The sequence below is a fragment of the Neobacillus fumarioli NBRC 102428 genome (assembly GCF_001591485.1).
Taxonomy (GTDB): Bacteria; Bacillota; Bacilli; order Bacillales; family Cytobacillaceae; genus Neobacillus; species Neobacillus fumarioli.
The window spans coordinates 14,170-33,030 of sequence record NZ_BCUZ01000007.1 but is presented as its reverse complement, the minus strand read 5'-3'; the positions used below and the strand labels follow the sequence as shown (position 1 = coordinate 33,030).

Sequence of the window (18,861 nt, the reverse complement as noted above, 5' to 3'; positions counted from 1 at the left end):
TTAGGAGCTGACAAAATGCCTCCATATTTAGAAAAGCGGTCAAATCGGTACCCGTTTTATGGGTTGATAGGCGTTGTAGTATTACTGTTCGGCGTTCTGTTTTTATATAACCGGGTTTTAAGCCTTGTTGGCCTGTTGCTGCTGTTTTTCCCGCTTTATTTTATGGCTGTAATGGAACGGCGCCAGCGATCGGAAATGGAGGAGTATATTTCAACTCTCTCCCACCGGGTGAAAAAAGTCGGCGAAGAAGCACTGATGGAGCTTCCAATCGGGATTATGCTGATAAATGAAGACTATTATATTGAATGGACTAATCCATATTTATCGTCGTGTTTTGATGAGGAAGCCTTGATTGGAAGATCTCTCTATGATGTAGCCGACAACTTGATCCCATTAATAGAACAAGAAGCAGAAACGGAAATTATCGCACTTCATGATCGGAAATTCCGTGTCATTCATAAGCCTGATGACCGTCACTTATATTTTTTTGATGTCACGGAACAGATCGATATTGAAAAAATGTACCATGACGAACGAACGGTTATCGCTATTTTGTTTTTAGATAATTATGATGATTTGACCCAGGGAATGGATGACCAGATGCGGGGAAGCATCAATAATATGGTGACTTCCATTTTAAATAAATGGGCTCATCAAAATGGAATTTTCCTCAAGCGGATTTCGTCTGAACGATTTATTGCTGTATTTAATGAGGGGATCCTTCATTTACTAGAGAAAGAAAAGTTCACCATTCTCGATGAAATTAGAGCAATGACCTCAAAACAAAATATTTCATTTACTCTGAGCATTGGTGTGGGTACGGGTGTTTCTTCCCTGCCAGAATTAGGGGTGCTAGCCCAATCGAGCCTTGACTTGGCATTAGGCAGGGGTGGTGACCAGGTAGCCATTAAACTTCCAAATGGAAAAGTGAAATTTTTTGGAGGAAAAACAAACCCGATTGAAAAGCGGACACGGGTAAGAGCACGTGTTATTTCCCATGCCTTGAGAGATCTAGTAACTGCCAGTGATAAAGTCATCATTATGGGACATAAAAATCCTGATATGGATTCAATTGGCGCCAGTATTGGAATTTATAAAGTGGCACAAATGAATCAGAAGGATGCCTATATTGTGATCAACATGCAGGAAATGGACAGCAGCGTGAAACGGTTAATGGCAGAAATCCGCCAACAGGAACATTTATTTTCCCGCTTTATTGGACCGGAAGAGGCTTTAGAAATTGCCACGGACAAAACATTACTTGTAGTCGTTGATACCCATAAGCCATCTTTAGTTATGGAAGAACGGCTGCTAAAACGAATCGATCATGTTGTGGTGATAGACCATCATCGCCGGAGTGAGGACTTTATTGCGAATCCTTTGCTTGTATATATGGAACCGTATGCCTCCTCTACATCGGAGTTGGTAACCGAATTTCTTGAATATCAGCCAAAACGCGGTAAAATTGAAGTAATTGAAGCAACCGCCTTACTGGCGGGGATCATTGTTGATACAAAAAGTTTTACATTACGAACGGGTTCCCGTACATTTGATGCTGCCTCTTACTTGAGAGCACATGGAGCTGACACCATTCTTGTTCAAAAGTTTTTAAAAGAAGATGTAGATACATATTTAAAAAGGGCGAAGCTCATTGAATCCGTTTCCTTCTACCGTGAAGGAATTGCGATTGCTAAGGGAAAGGAAAATGAACTGAATGATCAAGTGATTATTGCTCAGGCAGCCGACACGCTGCTGACAATGGATGGAGTTCTTGCCTCTTTCGTTATTTCCAAACGTAGTGAAGGAGTAATTGGAATCAGCGCCCGTTCATTAGGGAATATCAATGTTCAAGTCATTATGGAAAGTTTAAAAGGCGGAGGTCATTTGACGAATGCCGCCACACAGCTGTCTGGCCTGACAATCGAAGAAACGGAAAGAAAGTTAAAGCAGGCTATTGATGAATATTTTGAAGGGAGTAAAAAAGAATGAAAGTTATTTTTCTAAAGGATGTAAAAGGCAAAGGGAAAAAAGGCGAGATCAAAAATGTAGCGGATGGCTATGCTCATAATTTTTTAATTAAACAAGGTTTAGCGGTGGAAGCAACGAGTGCCAATATTAGCGCCTTGGATGCGCAAAAGAAAAAACAAGAAAAGTTGGCTGCAGAAGAATTGGAAGAAGCAAAAAAATTAAAAGAGAAATTGGATCAACTCACTGTTGAGTTGACAGCGAAAGCCGGTGAAGGCGGTAGACTGTTTGGCTCCATTACATCCAAACAAATTGCTGATGAACTTGAAAAGAAACATGGCATTAAAATTGATAAGCGGAAGATGGAAATGGCAGATGCCATCCGATCCCTTGGACACACAAAAGTTCCCGTCAAGCTCCATCATGATGTAACGGCAACTTTAACTGTACATGTAAAGGAAGTTAAATAAAGCAAGTTTGCTTCACTCTCTCTTTCCGGTAAATTTCCAGTGCGTAATTTACGGAAAACATGTTAGAATAAAAAATGATATTAAGAAATGTGATCGGTTTTTTACTGGTCACTTTTTTCTTTGGTCGATAGGAACTACGCCTCTATCTTCTAACTGATTTTATAAATCCTCTTGAATGGGAGGTTTTAAGATTGAGCGATTTATTTGCAGATCGTATGCCGCCGCAAAATATTGAGGCTGAGCAGGCGGTTTTAGGAGCGATTTTTCTTGAGCCGTCATCTTTAATAACGGCGTCGGAAATTTTAATACCGGAAGATTTTTACCGTGCGGCACACCAAAAAATCTTTCATGTCATGCTTAAACTTGCTGATCAAGGAAAAGCAGTTGACTTGGTTACCGTAACAGAAGAATTGGCAGCGGCCAAACTGATTGAGGATACGGGCGGTGTCAGCTATTTAAATGAGCTTGCCGGAGCCGTTCCGACAGCTGCTAATATTGAATATTATGCTAGAATCGTAGAAGAAAAGTCCCTGCTGCGAAGATTAATCAGGACAGCGACCAATATTGCTACGGATGGATATACCCGTGAAGATGAAGTCGAAACGGTATTAAGTGAAGCGGAAAAAAGCATATTAGAAGTTGCCCAGCGGAAAAATGCCGGTGCATTTCACAATATTAAAGATGTGCTTGTCCGTACTTATGATAACATTGAAATGATGCACAACCGCGTTGGGGATATTACCGGGATCCCGACAGGTTTTACCGAGCTTGACCGGATGACAGCAGGTTTCCAGCGGAATGATTTAATCATTGTCGGCGCCCGTCCTTCTGTGGGTAAAACAGCGTTTGCCCTAAATATTGCGCAAAATGTTGCGATTAAAGCTGGAGAAAATGTAGCGATTTTTAGTCTTGAGATGGGTGCCGAGCAGCTGGTTATGCGTATGCTTTGTGCGGAAGGAAACATTGATGCCCAAAGGCTGCGTACGGGTTCCCTTACAGATGAAGACTGGGGAAAATTGACGATGGCCATGGGAAGCCTATCGAATGCCGGAATATTTATTGATGATACACCTGGTGTCCGTGTAAATGATATTCGGGCTAAATGTCGCCGATTAAAGCAGGAACATGGCTTAGGGATGATTTTAATTGATTATTTGCAGTTGATTCTAGGTTCAGGAAGATCTGGGGAAAATCGGCAGCAGGAAGTATCTGAAATCTCTCGGGCACTTAAACAACTGGCCCGGGAGCTAGAAGTGCCCGTCATTGCCCTCTCCCAGCTTTCCCGGGGTGTGGAGCAGCGTCAGGATAAACGGCCGATGATGTCTGATATTCGTGAATCAGGAAGTATTGAGCAGGACGCAGATATTGTTGCCTTTTTATATCGTGATGATTATTACGATAAGGAATCGGAGAATAAAAATATTATTGAAATCATCATTGCTAAACAGCGTAATGGCCCCGTTGGTACCGTCCAGCTGGCATTTGTAAAAGAATATAATAAATTTGTCAACTTAGAGAGACGTTTCGATGATTCGATGGTTCCCCCCGGAGCATAAGGTTAGCCAAGCTTGGCTGGCCTTTTTATTTTGCTAGTTTACTATATTAATACGAACATATTTAACTATACTTATATAAAATGTTCGTCTTTAATTTGATTTTAGGCATCGAAATTGATAAACTAAGATAGTGTTGCATAGTATTTACGTTGAAAATTATGGAGGTGCCTTTTTATGACATCAGTTGTGGTTGTTGGTACTCAGTGGGGAGATGAAGGAAAGGGGAAAATAACGGATTTCCTTTCTGAAAATGCCGAGGTTGTTGCCCGCTATCAAGGCGGAAACAATGCAGGACACACCATTAAATTTAATGGTGAAACGTATAAACTGCACTTAATTCCATCGGGAATTTTTAATAAAGAAAAGATTTGTGTCATCGGCAATGGAATGGTCGTTGACCCAAAGGCCCTCATACAAGAGCTTGCTTATTTACATGAAAAAGGAATTACAACTGATAATCTCCGGATCAGTAACAGGGCCCATGTGATTCTTCCATATCATTTAAAATTGGATGAGGTGGAAGAACAAAGAAAAGGAGAAAACAAGATCGGCACAACCAAAAAGGGAATTGGTCCTGCCTATATGGATAAAGCTGCCCGCGTAGGGATTCGAATTGCCGATTTGCTTGACCGGGAAATATTTGAGGAAAAGCTGGAACGAAATTTATTGGAAAAAAACCGCTTGTTTGAACGAATTTACGAGGTTGAAGGCTTTAAAAAGGAAGACATTCTGGAAGAGTACTATCAATATGGCCAGCAAATTAAACAGTATGTCTGTGATACTTCAGTTGTATTAAATGATGCATTGGATGAAGGCCGCCGCGTCCTATTTGAAGGGGCTCAAGGCGTGATGCTGGATATTGACCAAGGTACCTATCCATTTGTTACCTCTTCTAACCCAGTTGCCGGCGGTGTTACGATTGGTTCAGGTGTCGGCCCGACAAAGATTACTCATGTCGTCGGTGTATGTAAAGCTTACACCTCCCGTGTTGGGGATGGCCCGTTCCCAACCGAATTGCATGATGAAATTGGCAATCGGATTCGTGAAGTTGGTCGTGAGTACGGCACGACTACTGGAAGACCGCGTCGTGTTGGCTGGTTTGACAGCGTCGTTGTCCGCCATGCCCGCCGTGTCAGCGGTATAACAGACCTTTCATTAAATTCAATTGATGTATTAACGGGAATTGAGACATTAAAAATTTGTACTGCTTACCGTTATAAAGATGAAGTCATTACGGAATATCCGGCAAATCTAAAGATTTTATCACAATGTGAACCGATTTACGAAGAGCTACCTGGCTGGACTGAAGATATTACTGGTTGTAAATCTTTAGATGAACTGCCTCCAAACGCCCGCCATTATGTTGAAAGGGTCACACAGCTTACCGGTGTGCCATTATCAACCTTCTCCGTAGGCCCGGATCGTTCTCAGACAAATGTAGTGCGCAATCCTTGGAGACAGGTGTAATGATCAAACAGGAAGTCCTTCAAATCGAGGGGCTTCCTTAAATCATTTAAAAAAAAGTTTTAAAAAAGTATTGCCTAATTAATAGGTTTAATGATAATATAAAAAACGTCGCAAAGAGATGATAGAAATCATCAAATAAGAGCCATTAGCTCAGTCGGTAGAGCAACGAGCAAGGCTTCAATGAAAAAGCTGCGAGTTGTACACGCCGAGTTGCTTCTTGCATAAGCATTCTGAGGCGGGGACATCTGACGATTGAAAACTTTCCTGTAGGGGATTATCTTAATAAGAGCCATTAGCTCAGTCGGTAGAGCATCTGACTTTTAATCAGAGGGTCGAAGGTTCGAGTCCTTCATGGCTCACCATTTAAAAATAATATGGCCCCTTGGTCAAGCGGTTAAGACACCGCCCTTTCACGGCGGTAACACGGGTTCGAATCCCGTAGGGGTCATCGGCATTTGACAGTCGGCAAGCGGCTGGCAAGGACAGCTTCCTTGTTGACTGTCATATATATGGTCTGGTAGTTCAGTCGGTTAGAATGCCTGCCTGTCACGCAGGAGGTCGCGGGTTCGAGTCCCGTCCAGACCGCCATTTACATAAAGAGCATGGCTCAATAGCTCAGTCGGTAGAGCAACGAGCAAAACTTCAGTGAAAAAGCTGCGAGTTGTACACGCCGAGTAGCATCTTGAATAATCTTCCTGAGGCGTGGACAAAGGACGAACTAAAACTATACTGTAGGGTGCTATCTAAATTCGGCTCAGTAGCTCAGTCGGTAGAGCAAAGGACTGAAAATCCTTGTGTCGGCGGTTCGATTCCGTCCTGAGCCATTCAATAAAAAATAAAAGTCTCTGGTTCATGTAACTAGGGGCTTTTTTGTTTTTTCTGCTAATTACTAGTAGATGAATTTAAGCTGAAACAGTGGTAAAGTAAAATAGAGTAAACATGCCTATTAAGCACTTGTCTAAATAGATTGAGTAAGTGAAAGGAGCAATAATATGGACAAAAAAATTCTAGTTGTCGATGATGAAAAGCCAATTGCAGATATTTTGCAGTTTAACTTAAAAAAAGAAGGTTATAGTGTCTATTGTGCCTATGATGGCAATGAGGCTCTCCAATTGGTAGAGGAGATTCAGCCGGATTTAATTCTCCTGGATATTATGCTGCCACTAAGAGATGGGATGGAGGTATGCCGCGAAGTCCGGAAAAAATATGATATGCCCATCATCATGCTAACAGCGAAGGATTCTGAAATTGATAAAGTGCTTGGGCTTGAACTTGGCGCGGATGACTATGTAACGAAGCCGTTTAGTACAAGGGAATTAATTGCCCGCGTGAAAGCGAATTTACGCCGTCATAATACAAGTATGAGTCCGACTGAAGAAGAAAACGAATCAAATGAAATTGTTATTGGATCACTTGTGATCCATCCAGATGCTTATGTGGTATCCAAGCGCGGTGAAACCATTGAATTGACACACCGCGAGTTTGAATTGCTTTACTATTTGGCAAAACATATCGGCCAAGTGATGACAAGAGAACACTTGCTGCAAACTGTCTGGGGATATGATTACTATGGGGATGTCCGTACAGTTGATGTAACCGTCCGACGATTAAGGGAAAAAATTGAGGATACTCCGAGCCATCCGACTTGGATTGTGACCCGCCGTGGAGTTGGATATTATTTACGGAATCCTGAACAGGAGTAATGGCGTTGAAGAAAAAGCTTGCTTTCTTTCGTTCAATACATGTGAAGTTTGTCATCATCTATGTCCTTCTTATTTTAGTGGCTATGCAAATTATCGGTGTTTATTTTGTCAAGCAACTTGAAATGACATTAAGGACTAATTTTCAAACATCGATCAAAGAACGTGTGAATTTGCTAGCCTATAATATTCGAGAGGAAATGGAAAAGGAAAGAAAACCCGATGAACCAACACTTGAGCAAGAAATAAAGAAAATGCTCCGCGATTTTAAAGCAGTTGATATATCGGAAGTCCAGGTTATTGACAGATCACTGAAAATCCTTGGTACCTCTGATCCTAATAATCAAGGAGTTGTTGGCGAAAGGACAACAGAACTCCAAATAAAGCAGTCGATGGTAATGGAAGAGGACCAAAGCAGTATTTTAATTGATCCTCAAACAGGACACCGCATTTGGGTCCTCTCTACCCCGATAAAATCAGGGAAAAAAGTAATAGGTGCCATTTATCTCGTTGCCAAAATTGAAAATGTATTCGAACAAATGAAAACGATCAATAATATTTTTGCAACTGGAACAGTGATTGCTTTAGCTATTACTGCTGCATTAGGAATTTTGCTGGCACAAACCATTACCAGACCAATCGCTGATATGACAAAGCAAGCTCAGGCGATGGCGAAAGGGAATTTCTCCCGGAAGGTCAAAGTATATGGGAATGATGAAATTGGAACATTGGCTGTTACCTTTAACAATTTAACGAAGAAACTGCAAGAAGCTCAGGCGATGACCGAAGGGGAACGGAGGAAACTGTCTTCTGTTTTGGCACATATGACGGATGGTGTCATAGCTACTGACCGTAAAGGTCGGGTGATCTTAATTAATGATCCTGCAGCAGAAATGTTGAATGTTTCACGTGAAACAGTGTTGTCTCAGCCGATTGTTTCTTTACTAGGATTAGAAGAAACCAATACATTTGAGGATTTACTTGAGGAAGAGGGTTCATTAATTCTCGATTACAGTACAAAGAAAGAGGCATATATCCTAAGGGCCAGCTTTTCGGTTATTCAAAAGGAAACTGGCTTTGTGAACGGCTTGATTGCTGTCCTCCATGATATCACGGAACAGGAAAAAATTGATGCGGATCGACGCGAGTTTGTTGCCAATGTATCCCATGAATTAAGGACACCATTAACAACGATGAGAAGCTATTTAGAGGCACTGGCTGATGGGGCTTGGAAGGATGAAGAACTTGCTCCGAAATTTTTAGAAGTCACAAGGACTGAAACAGAGAGATTGATTCGCCTTGTCAATGATTTGCTCACCCTATCAAAAATGGATAGTACCGATTACAAGATGAAAATGGAGTGGGTAAACGTCGTTAAGTTTTTCCATCGTATTATTGATCGGTTTGAAATGTCAAAAAAACAAAATGTCACCTTTAAAAGAATGTTGCCCGATCAGGGAATATATGTAGAAATTGATGAAGATAAGATGACACAGGTTTTATATAATATTATTTCTAATGCCTTAAAGTATTCTCCTGAAGGTGGACAAGTAACATTTTCCATTCATCAGAATGAAGATAAAGTGATTGTCAGTATATCCGATGAAGGAATGGGGATACCGAAAGAAAGTATTGGAAAAATATTTGACCGTTTTTACCGTGTTGACAAAGCCAGAACCCGAAAAATGGGCGGTACTGGATTAGGACTTGCCATTGCACGAGAAATCGTCGATGCTCATGGCGGCTTAATTTGGGCCGACAGTGAAGAAGGCAAAGGAACCACCATTTCCTTCTCATTGCCCTATGATCGTACGGAAGAGGATGAATGGTCATGAGATATGAAAAGTTGAAATCAGTGGTTTTAACGGTACTTGTTTTGTTTAGTATTCTGTTAACGTGGAATCTTTGGACATACCAGCCTCATTATGAAACGATGGAAAGCAGTAATTACGTACAAGAGGTTACCTTAAGTGAAAAACAAGAAGTACAAAAGATTATTCAACCTGATCGAATGCTTTTTCATTTAAAGGGGGGGCATTACGGAACCAATAATCCTGGAGAGCTTGAAAAGTTCATTAAGGAATTAAGCAAATGGACGTTTACGGATGTAAAGGAATATACAGCGAAGGTGCCGAACATTAAATCATTAATGGTTGGTGCAGGCAATGCAGAAGTAGACTTCTCAGGAGAGGTGCCGATCGAATTATATCGCAGCGTGCTTAATATTGAAGCAAGGAAAGTCCCTTCTTTTACTTTCGACCGGATCATTATTAATGTAGGTAATCTAGAAAAGGAATACGGAATCGTCTATTTTGTTTCTACTAAGAGCCATAAAGTGTATATGGGTCATATATCACTTGCAAATGCAAGTCAATTCTATCATGACTTTGTGAAAAATGCAGACCAATACCCGCGTTATTTTGCTTTTGATACTCCTGATAAACAAATTTTCCTTCCGGATCAGGAGACAAAAATGACAACATATAAGTATTTGCCAGTAACCCTTAATTCGGAGGAATTTAAGGATGCTCTTTTCAGTGACCCAAGCTTTGTGCAAAAAAGTATTGTCAAGCAGGGAGAAGAGTATACAAATGGTTCCAGTAAAATGACCGTTAATTATGCCAGCAGTATGCTTTTTTATGTGAATCCGACAGCAGAGGATCATTATGTTGACAACCCGTATGATTTAGTGAAACGAAGTATTGATTTTGTCAATGAACATGGCGGTTGGACAGACGATTTCCATTTTGTTTCACAAAATGTCAAGAATAGCTCAGTGATATTTCGTTTATATAGCATGAATGGATACCCAGTATTTAATGATACAGGTCTTTCGGAAATCAATGAAGTCTGGGGACAAAATGAAATTAATAAATATGTCAGGCCAAATATTTCATTGGATCTTCCACTGACATCAGAAATGCAACTGGTGAAGATGCCATCCGGGCATGACGCCTTGAAAATCCTATTAACCAAAAAGAATTTTCGGCCAGAGCTGCTCGAAGATATCGTTTTGGGATACCGGATGGAGCGGGATGCGGATGAAAATAGGCTGATCGTCTTAGAGCCTTCCTGGTTTTACCGTTATGATAATATTTGGGGACAGATAACGACGGATGATCTGGGAGGACAAGCGCATGGATTGGAGTAAAATTAAGACAATCTTTATTATTACATTTCTGATTTTGGATGTTTACCTATTCTTCCAATTCTTGACCATTCGAAATGCCAATAAATACGAAATTGCGACTGAGGCAACTCTTGAAGAAAAGCTAAAAGCCGATGGTATAAAGTATACAGATCTGCCGAAGACCCAGATTAAAGCACAATATCTAAGTGCAAAACCAAAGATATTTACCAAAAGTGACATTGCCAAACTTAAAGGGCAAACTGCAACATTGCTCGGCGACCCGGCTACGACTCTTCAGGGAACCCTGCAAAATCCTTATCAATTGGATTCTAAGTTGGATCCTTCCAGTATTGCTAATTTCTTAAAGGATCATGTTCTTTATGGTGACCATTATCAATTTTGGGAGAAAGATGATAAGACAAAAACCATTACTTGTTTTCAAAAATTTGAGGCTACCTTATTGTATCAAAATATTAATGGGATGATTACGCTTCATTATAATACGAATAATCAAATTGTCTCCTATCAGCAAACGTATCTGGAAGGTTTTGAGAGGCTGACAGCAAAGGAAGAAATTCTTTCTCCACTTAAGGCGATTGAAGCCTTGCATCAAAAGGGTGAATTAAAGCCGAAAAGTAAAATTACCAAGATTGAACTGGGTTATTCAACACTAGTACAATTGGCGGCATCTCAAGTGCTGGCACCTACCTGGCACTTTATCATTAATGATAAAGAAAATTTGTTCGTAAATGCATTTGAAGGTCAAATTATCCAGTTTAATAGTGATGCTAAACCAAGTGTGGAGTGATTTCATGTCATTAAGTTATAGTATTCTAGCAAGCGGGAGCACAGGGAATGCTTTCTATGTAGAGTCTGAAAACCATTCCTTCTTAGTCGATGCCGGATTTAGCGGCAAGCAGATGGAAACCTTGTTTCAACAAATTGGTCGTGATATTAGCAAGCTGTCTGCTATTTTTGTTACCCATGAACATAGCGACCATATAAAAGGAATTGGGGTTTTGGCCCGGAAATATAAATTGCCTGTGTTCGCAAATGAAAAAACGTGGCGAGCAATGGAAAGCTCTGTTGGGGAAATCCCAACAGAGCAAAAGTTTGTTTTCCAGATGGAATCGGTAAAAAGTTTTGGTTCGGTGGATATCGAGTCTTTTGGTGTCTCACATGATGCAGCGGAACCGATGTTTTATATTTTTCATCATGAAGGAAAAAAGCTTGTCTTGATTACGGATACTGGCTATGTAAGTGACCGGATGAAGGGAACGATTTCAAACGCCGATGTATATATATTTGAAGCTAATCATGATGTACAAATGCTGCGCATGGGAAAATATCCGTGGAATATTAAACGGAGAATTTTAAGTGATGTCGGCCATGTATCCAATGAAGATGCCGCCTTGGCGATGAGTGATGTCATTGGCGACCGGACCAAAAGAGTCTATCTCGCCCATCTAAGCCTTGATAATAATATGAAAGACCTGGCAAGAATGTCGGTGACGCAAACACTTGCGAGCCGTGGGATCATTGTCGGAGAACAATTCGAACTTTACGATACCGACGCCAAAATACCAACAGCCTTAACAGCAGTATAATATCGTTAAAATTTGGAAAAAAAGTGTGATGACGTATTGGATATCATCACTCTTTTCGCATACCTCGTTGTTTTTTTCTTAGATTATGTAATATTACACCTGAGTATCGAGATTTTCAGGGATTATTTGCGAATCTAGGCAGTTTATTTGCGAATTTACGAGTTTTATTTGCGAATCTGTCCCTTTTATTTGCGATTCCAATAAGCAACAATTTTTTAGAAGGTTGTATTTTAGCAAATAAAGGGTAATGAAGTAAATAGTAGATTTCGTAAGAGAGGAATGGTGTATAAGTGGGGTACTATGATGATCATTCGCCAAGCCGTTATTCAGAGGGTTCTAAAAATCGGGGCGGCATCTTTATTGCAAGCCTTATAGGAGCCATTATAGGGGCAATCTTGGTCATTATTGCGCTTCCAGTGTTATCAAATCGTGGGATGCTCCCCTATAAAATAGAACCAAATGAAAGTGCAGTAACGGAAACGAATCATCAGCAGCATGTTGTCCATAAGCAAGTTGCATATGAGGTAACAACAGATTCGACTAAAGCAGTGGCCAAGGCAGAAAATGCAGTTGTCGGCGTTACGAATATTCAAGCAGCAAAGTCCAATTTTTGGTCGTATCCGAATGGCAGCAACAGATCAGAACAAGCAGTAGGCACAGGTTCGGGTGTGATTTATAAAAAGGCGGGCAATCAGGCCTTCGTTGTAACCAACCACCATGTGGTGGAAGGTGCAACTAAGCTGGAAGTTACGCTGGAAAATGGAACAAAACTACCGGCGAAATTATTGGGCAGTGATATTTGGACGGATTTAGCTGTCCTTGAGATCGATGGAAGCAAGGTGACGGATATAGCTGACTTTGGCGATTCTGATACATTGAAACTTGGAGAACCGGTGATTGCGATTGGGAACCCGCTTGGGCCTGCTTTTTCAGGCTCAGTCACTGAAGGAATTATTTCTGGGTTAAAGCGTACCATCCCGGTGGATATTAATCAAGATGGCACTCCTGATTGGCAGGCCGAAGTATTACAAACGGACGCTGCGATTAATCCCGGAAATAGCGGCGGGGCGTTAATCAATATGGCAGGTCAAGTCATTGGGATTAACTCGATGAAAATCGCCCAGAATGCCGTAGAAGGGATTGGATTTTCCATCCCTATCAATTCTGCGAAACCGATCATTGATGATCTTGAGAAATACGGCAGTGTGAAACGACCCTATATGGGAGTAGATTTAAAATCAGTGGATGAAATCCCGGCATACTATCAGTCTGAAGCACTGAAGTTGCCACCAAATGTAAATTATGGAGCAGCAATTCGCAGTGTGGAACCGAATTCACCAGCAGCCAAGGCCGGACTGAAAGAGTTAGATGTCATTGTGGAAATAGACGGTCAAAAAATTAATAACGTCATCGATTTACGGAAACAATTGTACGAGAAAAAGAAAATCGGACAAAAAATGACCGTTAAATTTTATCGGAATGGTAATCTCCAGGAAACCACTTTAACACTTACAGGCAATAGTGTGCAGCAGTAAGAGGGTGACATCCACCCTCTTGTTTTTGTGATCAGGTATGTCATAATAAAGGCCGGTAAAAATATTGTAGAAATTTTGTTGTATGGGAAGGTGAATCAGATGGTGTATGCTTGCGAGGAACATGTTGATATTGCGTTAGATAAAATTGTTTATGAGTATGAAACATTTCCGCATTTAACAAAAATAGATGTGGAAAACTTATCAACAACCTGTGAATTTTGCGAAAACCCCGCTGTATATATTGTGGCGAACAAGTGATTTCATACAAAATGTGGACAATGGTTGTGTATATGTGGATAACTTCTGTGGATATCTTGTTTGTAAACTGTTTGTAATCAATTTTTAAAGGGTTGTGGATTGTGAATATCTCTATTATTACGGTTGGCAAATTGAAAGAAAAGTACTTAAAACTTGGCATTGACGAGTATTTAAAGCGATTATCCGCTTATGCAAAGGTTGAAATCATTGAAGTAGCAGATGAAAAAGCACCGGAAGAACTAAGCGAAGTGGAAATAATGCAAGTAAAACAAAAAGAAGGAGAGCGGATATTAGCCAAACTAAGTACAGATACATACGTAATTGCCCTCGCCATCCAAGGTAAAATGCAATCATCAGAAGAATTGGCAAAAGAATTGGACCGGCTGGCGACCTACGGAAAAAGTAAAATTGCTTTCGTCATTGGCGGATCATTAGGGTTGAGCAATGAAGTGTTGAAACGGTCGAATGAACAGCTCTCCTTTTCACGGATGACCTTCCCCCATCAGCTCATGAGGCTGATTTTGGTGGAGCAGATTTATCGGGCGTTTCGGATTAATCGGGGGGAACCGTATCATCGCTAAAGGTAAAATAGGGGTGCCCTTCAGTAAACTCTCTGAGGGCACCAGTTCATACCCGGATACTTTGAGGTGGCTCAGGCGGTCTTTGAATTCATGGTAAAGCATATCAATTAGATCGAAGATGTTCTGAGAAGCGGCGTCAGTAAAATCAAAACTGTATATGATTTTCTCAATACGACGTCCGATACCGCGCGGAGCATCTTTACTTATTTGGATTTCCTTAATTACGAGACGCAGTAGGGCTTTTTTATGATCAGCGTCTACAACAGACAACGTTTGATGTAGATCTGTTAAAAGAGTTCGCAGTGCCTCGTAATCAATTGGTGTTGTATCTGCCTTGGTTAATGAAGTATCGAGCTGAGTGAGCTGATGCTCGAATTGATTTTTGTCTTCCTCAAGTTGATTGAGTTTGGGGGTAAGAATCGTTTTTGATATGGTGCCATCCAATAATTCCTCTACAAGTCTATTGATCTTCGATTCGCATTGTTTGATCTTTGATTGAATCATAGCTTTTTCTTCAAGAACAGGCTGTATGGCATTGATCCGCTGTTCGTTGATCATTGCAAGTAAATGTTGGAGCTCTCCTGAACGAGTAATCAGTAATGATAGCTGTTCCATTACTTCATTTTCTGCGATATCAGCACGAATGGAGTTTGCCTTACAAGCTGTTCTCCCTTTGTTGTGGTGTTGCCCGCAGATATAATAACGATAGGATCTTCCTCCTTCACCCTTGGAAGTTCCCGGAACCATTCCTGTTCCACACATCGGGCATTTGATCAATCCGCTTAATATGTAGGGATCATTTGATCTCTTCGGTTTATAGGATCGCTTTTGGCGAATCTCCTGTACACGTTCCCATTGTTCCAGTTGTATGAGCGGTTGATGTTCACCATCGGCTAAAATGAAGTCTTTGTTGCGCCCTTTTCGTCTTTTTTCATTCCAGTTTTCCAATTTATTAAAGCGGATTTTCCCAATATAAATCGGGTTGCTAAGGATTTCTTTAACTGCATTCACCGCAAATTGGTTACCTTTTTTGGTCCGGTAACCTTTTTCATTAATACGCGACACGATTGCTTTATATCCAAGACCTTGTTCCGCCAGATTGAAGATCTCGCGGACAATCAAGGCTTCGGATTCATTCACCACCAGTGTCTTGCTGACGCTATCATAGCCCAGACATTGACCGCCATTGAATTTACCCAGTTTAGCTCTTTGCGTCATTCCCATTTTGACCCGACCGACAATCGTGTTTCGTTCGAGTTCGGCAAATGACCCCATAATCTGAAAAACCATTTTCCCCATCGGGGTCGAAGTGTCATAGTTATCAATTGCACTTACAAGCTTGATATCATTTCTTTGAAGCTCATCATGGATCTCCAATGCATCTTTAAGGTTGCGGGCAATACGATCCATCTTGTAGACCAATACAACTTCAAATTTCCGCAGTGAGGCATCTTTGAGAAGTTGCTGCATCTTGGGACGTCCGGTGATATTCTTTCCGCTGAATCCTTCATCTACATATTCGTTAACCACGACCATCTTTTGCAATTCCGCATATCGATGGAGTTCTTCCAATTGGGCTTGAATGCTGAAGCCTTCATTAGCTTGTTCTTCGGTACTGACACGAGCATAAATGACTGCTTTCTTTTGTTCCGGCATGGTCGGTGACTCCTTATTCCTTTGGAATTTCATGATTCATATTGGTTTGAATATTCACTGAGTGATTTAAAAGAAGGGCTAGTTGTTTGAGAAAATGATCCTTCTTTTGAATCTCTTCCTGAGATGGATAACGGAACAGTGGGGCTCTTGATTCAATCAGACAATGATTTGGATTCATTCGTTGATCTTCTCCTTTTATGAATTGAATACTCATAAGATCTCTTATGGATAAGCAACGCTTTTAAGATTCCGAATTCGTGGCTTTACTCTCTTGATCACGTGCGACTGTAAGGTTCCACAACAGTTTCACGTCACGGATGAATGCTCTTTTGAGACTATCATCAGACTTTTGGAACTCGGTGAAGAAATTCCGGCCAAGTGTTTCCTTAATATATGTCAAAAAATCACTGACTCCGGATTGTTCACTGGGTTCAAAATTTTGGGTATTGGGTTTGTTATTTGTAACAGCATTTTTAACAACCTCATGAACGTAATCAATATAGTTTCCAGTGGAGATTTTTGCTTTTTTTAAAATCGGATCGGCTGGCTGAAAGAGGAGTGAATCCAAACTTGTGTTTAAGACTTTTCCAATTTTTATAAGGGTATCAATGTCCGGTTTGTTGCGATTATTCTCATATAGAGAAATCATCGGTTTTGACACACCTATGGCATCAGCAAGTGCCTGTTGCGACATTCCCAACTGCTTTCGTAATTCCTTGATTCTATTACCAAGATAATTGTCAGGCACGAAAAACCACCTCTTTCGTCGTATGAGATAAATATATATCTTATTTTTTGTTAAGTCAAATCAAACATTATTGTGTAAAATCAGATAATAACGTATAATAGTATTTGATATTACTTAACATTGAATGGAGGATATTGATTCATGAACACACACGATCTCCCATTATCACTCACGGTTCATGAGGTGGCCAACATATTGCGTGTGGGCGTTAATAAAGCCTATGAAATCGTCAGAATGCCAGGTTTTCCTGCTATTCGTCTTGGATCTCGAATTATCATTCCTCGTGATGCCTTTCTCCAATGGATGAATAATCCAAGTAACAGTTAAATGCGGACTTTCTTACAGTTCGTTTTATCATCCCCTATGATGTCTCAACTCCCACAACATTTGGCACTACATAACAAACGCTGAACAGCCAGCAATGACTGAAAGACTTATGTGATGCCTAAAACAGTTGATCTCTTAATGACCGGGAACATTATCCTCGGTTTATTACAATCCCCGTTAAGATAAAATACTTCGGTTTATTGCCCGTGTTTACAATTGCTCATCAAAATGTACTTCCATTTTGATCCCTGTCAATTTACTTTCATTGAGATATGCCTTTCGCATGGCAAGATCTGTCTCATATGAATCCCCAGTGTTTATCATTCGGTTATTACTATCCCTGCTAAGATGAAATACCTCTGCTTCCAGCTTCCAATTCATATCCACGAAGGAGTAGCCCCTTGAGTATATCCCCGTTTTGGAATCATCAAGTCAAAGGTAGCAACGTATGCAAAACTACATATAGACACTTATTTGAGGCTGAAACCGAGCTATGGTTGTGTCCGTTTGATGGTATACATATGGTGACTGGCTCCGATCTTTCCGGTCAGTTCCGTGATCTTTTGGATAGTCATGGCATAAGGCGATTGTTTACGAAGCTTGATGCCAATGAATTTGGTTACGGAGAATGTGTTAAGCTCGGATGTATTACGGTGTTCATGAATCCCACATTCCGCAACACTTCAAGGTACAAAGTCATCATCAATCCATCCAAAGCCGGCATGTCATTTAATCAACTACACCAGTGGATGAGTTTCATTGTTGATGATCCTCGCGATCTATTAATCAGTAGGATTGACCCCAAAGTTGACCATCACGATATGAATTTAGATGATCTATTCGATAAGATCTGGGTACCGCGTGTTAGAAAGACCAATGATATTTTCAAAGACCAAGGAACAATGTATTTCGGCTCAAGAAAGTCGGATTGGCAAGTCTGTGTATATAACAAGGCGAAGGAACAGGGGATAATTGGTGACTGGAGCAGAATTGAGATCCGTATACGGTTCAAACGGGCGCAGCGTATAGACGCCTTGACATTTTTCAGCAGACTTAAAGGATATCAACCATTTAAAGAAGTCTACATCGTGGAAAACGATCAGTTCTTTCATGACTTGTGTTTGCACTGGCGAGTGGATGCATCTTTATATTCCGTTCAAGAATGTCTCAAATCCCTGACCCCATATCAGAGAAAGCAGGTTTTAGGGACTCTGCAATCTTATGGTAAGATTCGCGACCTACAACGCGAATTCGAATTGCAACTTGAACAGTGGTTGAATCCATCGTCTTATCAGGGTACGACACCTCACCTTTCTGAAACGGAAAGCATTGACAACCCCGTCGGTAAATCATTTCCATATAGCGTTGGTGACTATATTTTAATAGTTGTACCACGATGGAATTGCAATAACTGGTTGCGGATTATTGTGTTAAAATCTGTGGACGATTTAGGCCGTTCCCCACCTCCAGTTGATAGGGTGGTGCTCCTTGCTCGAGGATAAATCAGATTATCAACGAGATGAATATTCGTTGTATCCGTACTCGGTCTTCATCAATATCATTCCACATTGGAGTACCGCCCCCAAAAGCCGCCCATCTTAGATAGGTATCAATCAAATGGTTGACTGAAACGTAACTCATCTATGAATCGAACTTCTTGATAGTCCATAAATGTGCAAAAGTGACATATTGTCGGTATATACATTACAATTTGTAACTACATTATGGGTTCTGGCTTCAGAATTTGATAAGCAATTAGTTGTATCATTTTGATATTGCTTAACGATGAAAGGTTCGACGGATCCTGGTATAGAGGTGCGGGGTTATAAAAGCGACCTTTTTCTAACCGCTCGTAGCATTT

18 protein-coding genes and 4 tRNA genes are annotated in these 18,861 nt (G+C 40.7%); 18 read left to right on the top strand and 4 right to left on the bottom strand.

Annotation, left to right across the window (positions count from 1 at the left end):
• Positions 1-15: 15 nt before the first annotated feature.
• From BFU02S_RS02675 to rlmH, 16 genes are all read left to right on the top strand, one after another.
• Positions 16-1,989 (top strand): DHH family phosphoesterase, encoded by a 1,974-nt coding sequence (locus BFU02S_RS02675; RefSeq protein WP_066366188.1) that lies wholly within the window; start codon positions 16-18, stop codon positions 1,987-1,989.
• A complete protein-coding gene (rplI, locus tag BFU02S_RS02670) occupies positions 1,986-2,435 on the top strand; it encodes a 50S ribosomal protein L9 (protein ID WP_066366186.1) in 450 nt (149 codons plus the stop codon). Before BFU02S_RS02675 ends, rplI begins: the two co-directional genes overlap by 4 nt.
• Positions 2,436-2,626: 191 nt before the next feature.
• The gene (gene dnaB / locus BFU02S_RS02665) at positions 2,627-3,991 is read left to right on the top strand and encodes a replicative DNA helicase (RefSeq protein ID WP_066366183.1); all 1,365 of its coding nucleotides are present in this window, start codon (positions 2,627-2,629) and stop codon (positions 3,989-3,991) included.
• Positions 3,992-4,165: 174 nt separating this feature from the next.
• Positions 4,166-5,458, top strand: coding sequence for an adenylosuccinate synthase (locus tag BFU02S_RS02660; RefSeq protein ID WP_066366182.1), 1,293 nt, complete (start codon positions 4,166-4,168; stop codon positions 5,456-5,458).
• Between the two features lie 286 nt (positions 5,459-5,744).
• Positions 5,745-5,820: transfer RNA gene (locus BFU02S_RS02655), tRNA-Lys, on the top strand.
• A 14-nt stretch (positions 5,821-5,834) separates the two neighbouring features.
• Positions 5,835-5,906, top strand: a tRNA-Glu gene (locus BFU02S_RS02650).
• 63 nt (positions 5,907-5,969) lie between these two features.
• Positions 5,970-6,046, top strand: a tRNA-Asp gene (locus BFU02S_RS02645).
• 163 nt (positions 6,047-6,209) lie between these two features.
• Positions 6,210-6,282, top strand: a tRNA-Phe gene (locus BFU02S_RS02640).
• Between the two features lie 168 nt (positions 6,283-6,450).
• A complete protein-coding gene (gene yycF / locus BFU02S_RS02635; protein ID WP_066366180.1) occupies positions 6,451-7,161 on the top strand; it encodes a response regulator YycF in 711 nt (236 codons plus the stop codon).
• 5 nt (positions 7,162-7,166) lie between these two features.
• Positions 7,167-8,993: a cell wall metabolism sensor histidine kinase WalK gene (walK, locus tag BFU02S_RS02630; RefSeq protein WP_235841971.1), complete on the top strand. Its 1,827-nt coding sequence runs from the start codon at positions 7,167-7,169 to the stop codon at positions 8,991-8,993.
• Positions 8,990-10,309 (top strand): YycH family regulatory protein, encoded by a 1,320-nt coding sequence (locus tag BFU02S_RS02625; protein ID WP_066366175.1) that lies wholly within the window; start codon positions 8,990-8,992, stop codon positions 10,307-10,309. Before walK ends, BFU02S_RS02625 begins: the two co-directional genes overlap by 4 nt.
• Positions 10,296-11,096, top strand: a complete 801-nt coding sequence (locus BFU02S_RS02620; protein ID WP_066366173.1) for a two-component system regulatory protein YycI — start codon at positions 10,296-10,298, stop codon at positions 11,094-11,096. Before BFU02S_RS02625 ends, BFU02S_RS02620 begins: the two co-directional genes overlap by 14 nt.
• Positions 11,097-11,100: 4 nt before the next feature.
• Positions 11,101-11,895 (top strand): MBL fold metallo-hydrolase, encoded by a 795-nt coding sequence (locus BFU02S_RS02615; RefSeq protein WP_066366171.1) that lies wholly within the window; start codon positions 11,101-11,103, stop codon positions 11,893-11,895.
• A 290-nt stretch (positions 11,896-12,185) separates the two neighbouring features.
• Positions 12,186-13,430, top strand: coding sequence for a S1C family serine protease (locus tag BFU02S_RS02610; protein ID WP_066366170.1), 1,245 nt, complete (start codon positions 12,186-12,188; stop codon positions 13,428-13,430).
• 99 nt (positions 13,431-13,529) lie between these two features.
• On the top strand, positions 13,530-13,688 hold the full coding sequence (locus BFU02S_RS02605; protein ID WP_084360968.1) for a CxxH/CxxC protein: 159 nt from the start codon (positions 13,530-13,532) through the stop codon (positions 13,686-13,688).
• A 101-nt stretch (positions 13,689-13,789) separates the two neighbouring features.
• Complete coding sequence (gene rlmH, locus BFU02S_RS16225) at positions 13,790-14,269, top strand: 23S rRNA (pseudouridine(1915)-N(3))-methyltransferase RlmH (protein WP_084360966.1); 480 nt, start codon at positions 13,790-13,792, stop codon at positions 14,267-14,269.
• Here rlmH and BFU02S_RS02600 read toward each other — a convergent pair.
• From BFU02S_RS02600 to BFU02S_RS02595, 3 genes are all read right to left on the bottom strand, one after another.
• Entirely contained in the window at positions 14,171-15,925 is a 1,755-nt protein-coding gene (locus BFU02S_RS02600; protein WP_066366165.1) for a recombinase family protein, read from the bottom strand. The genes rlmH and BFU02S_RS02600 overlap by 99 nt on opposite strands.
• A 13-nt stretch (positions 15,926-15,938) precedes the next feature.
• Positions 15,939-16,103, bottom strand: a complete 165-nt coding sequence (locus BFU02S_RS16610; protein WP_157075839.1) for a hypothetical protein — start codon at positions 16,101-16,103, stop codon at positions 15,939-15,941.
• Positions 16,104-16,166: 63 nt separating this feature from the next.
• Positions 16,167-16,673, bottom strand: coding sequence for a helix-turn-helix domain-containing protein (locus BFU02S_RS02595; protein ID WP_066322370.1), 507 nt, complete (start codon positions 16,671-16,673; stop codon positions 16,167-16,169).
• 141 nt (positions 16,674-16,814) lie between these two features.
• Here BFU02S_RS02595 and BFU02S_RS02590 point away from each other — a divergent pair, with 141 nt between their 5' ends.
• Positions 16,815-17,000, top strand: a complete 186-nt coding sequence (locus tag BFU02S_RS02590) for a helix-turn-helix domain-containing protein (RefSeq protein WP_066366162.1) — start codon at positions 16,815-16,817, stop codon at positions 16,998-17,000.
• 210 nt (positions 17,001-17,210) lie between these two features.
• On the opposite strand, the gene BFU02S_RS16605 is transcribed toward BFU02S_RS02590, so the two are convergent.
• Positions 17,211-17,387: a hypothetical protein gene (locus BFU02S_RS16605; RefSeq protein ID WP_157075838.1), complete on the bottom strand. Its 177-nt coding sequence runs from the start codon at positions 17,385-17,387 to the stop codon at positions 17,211-17,213.
• A 134-nt stretch (positions 17,388-17,521) separates the two neighbouring features.
• Here BFU02S_RS16605 and BFU02S_RS02585 point away from each other — a divergent pair, with 134 nt between their 5' ends.
• Entirely contained in the window at positions 17,522-18,502 is a 981-nt protein-coding gene (locus BFU02S_RS02585; RefSeq protein ID WP_148660346.1) for a replication initiation factor domain-containing protein, read from the top strand.
• The last annotated feature ends 359 nt before the right edge of the window (positions 18,503-18,861 follow it).

Excerpts from the sequence above, each read along its gene's own strand:
- BFU02S_RS02675 (WP_066366188.1), top strand. The coding sequence starts at position 16 with ATGCCTCCATATTTAGAAAAGCGGTCAAATCGGTACCCGTTTTATGGG.
- rplI (WP_066366186.1), top strand. The coding sequence starts at position 1,986 with ATGAAAGTTATTTTTCTAAAGGATGTAAAAGGCAAAGGGAAAAAAGGC.
- BFU02S_RS02660 (WP_066366182.1), top strand. The coding sequence starts at position 4,166 with ATGACATCAGTTGTGGTTGTTGGTACTCAGTGGGGAGATGAAGGAAAG.
- yycF (WP_066366180.1), top strand. The coding sequence starts at position 6,451 with ATGGACAAAAAAATTCTAGTTGTCGATGATGAAAAGCCAATTGCAGAT.
- BFU02S_RS02625 (WP_066366175.1), top strand. The coding sequence starts at position 8,990 with ATGAGATATGAAAAGTTGAAATCAGTGGTTTTAACGGTACTTGTTTTG.
- BFU02S_RS02620 (WP_066366173.1), top strand. The coding sequence starts at position 10,296 with ATGGATTGGAGTAAAATTAAGACAATCTTTATTATTACATTTCTGATT.
- BFU02S_RS02615 (WP_066366171.1), top strand. The coding sequence starts at position 11,101 with ATGTCATTAAGTTATAGTATTCTAGCAAGCGGGAGCACAGGGAATGCT.
- BFU02S_RS02605 (WP_084360968.1), top strand. The coding sequence starts at position 13,530 with ATGGTGTATGCTTGCGAGGAACATGTTGATATTGCGTTAGATAAAATT.
- BFU02S_RS02600 (WP_066366165.1), bottom strand. The coding sequence starts at position 15,925 with ATGCCGGAACAAAAGAAAGCAGTCATTTATGCTCGTGTCAGTACCGAA.
- BFU02S_RS16610 (WP_157075839.1), bottom strand. The coding sequence starts at position 16,103 with ATGAATCCAAATCATTGTCTGATTGAATCAAGAGCCCCACTGTTCCGT.
- BFU02S_RS02590 (WP_066366162.1), top strand. The coding sequence starts at position 16,815 with ATGAACACACACGATCTCCCATTATCACTCACGGTTCATGAGGTGGCC.
- BFU02S_RS02585 (WP_148660346.1), top strand. The coding sequence starts at position 17,522 with ATGGTGACTGGCTCCGATCTTTCCGGTCAGTTCCGTGATCTTTTGGAT.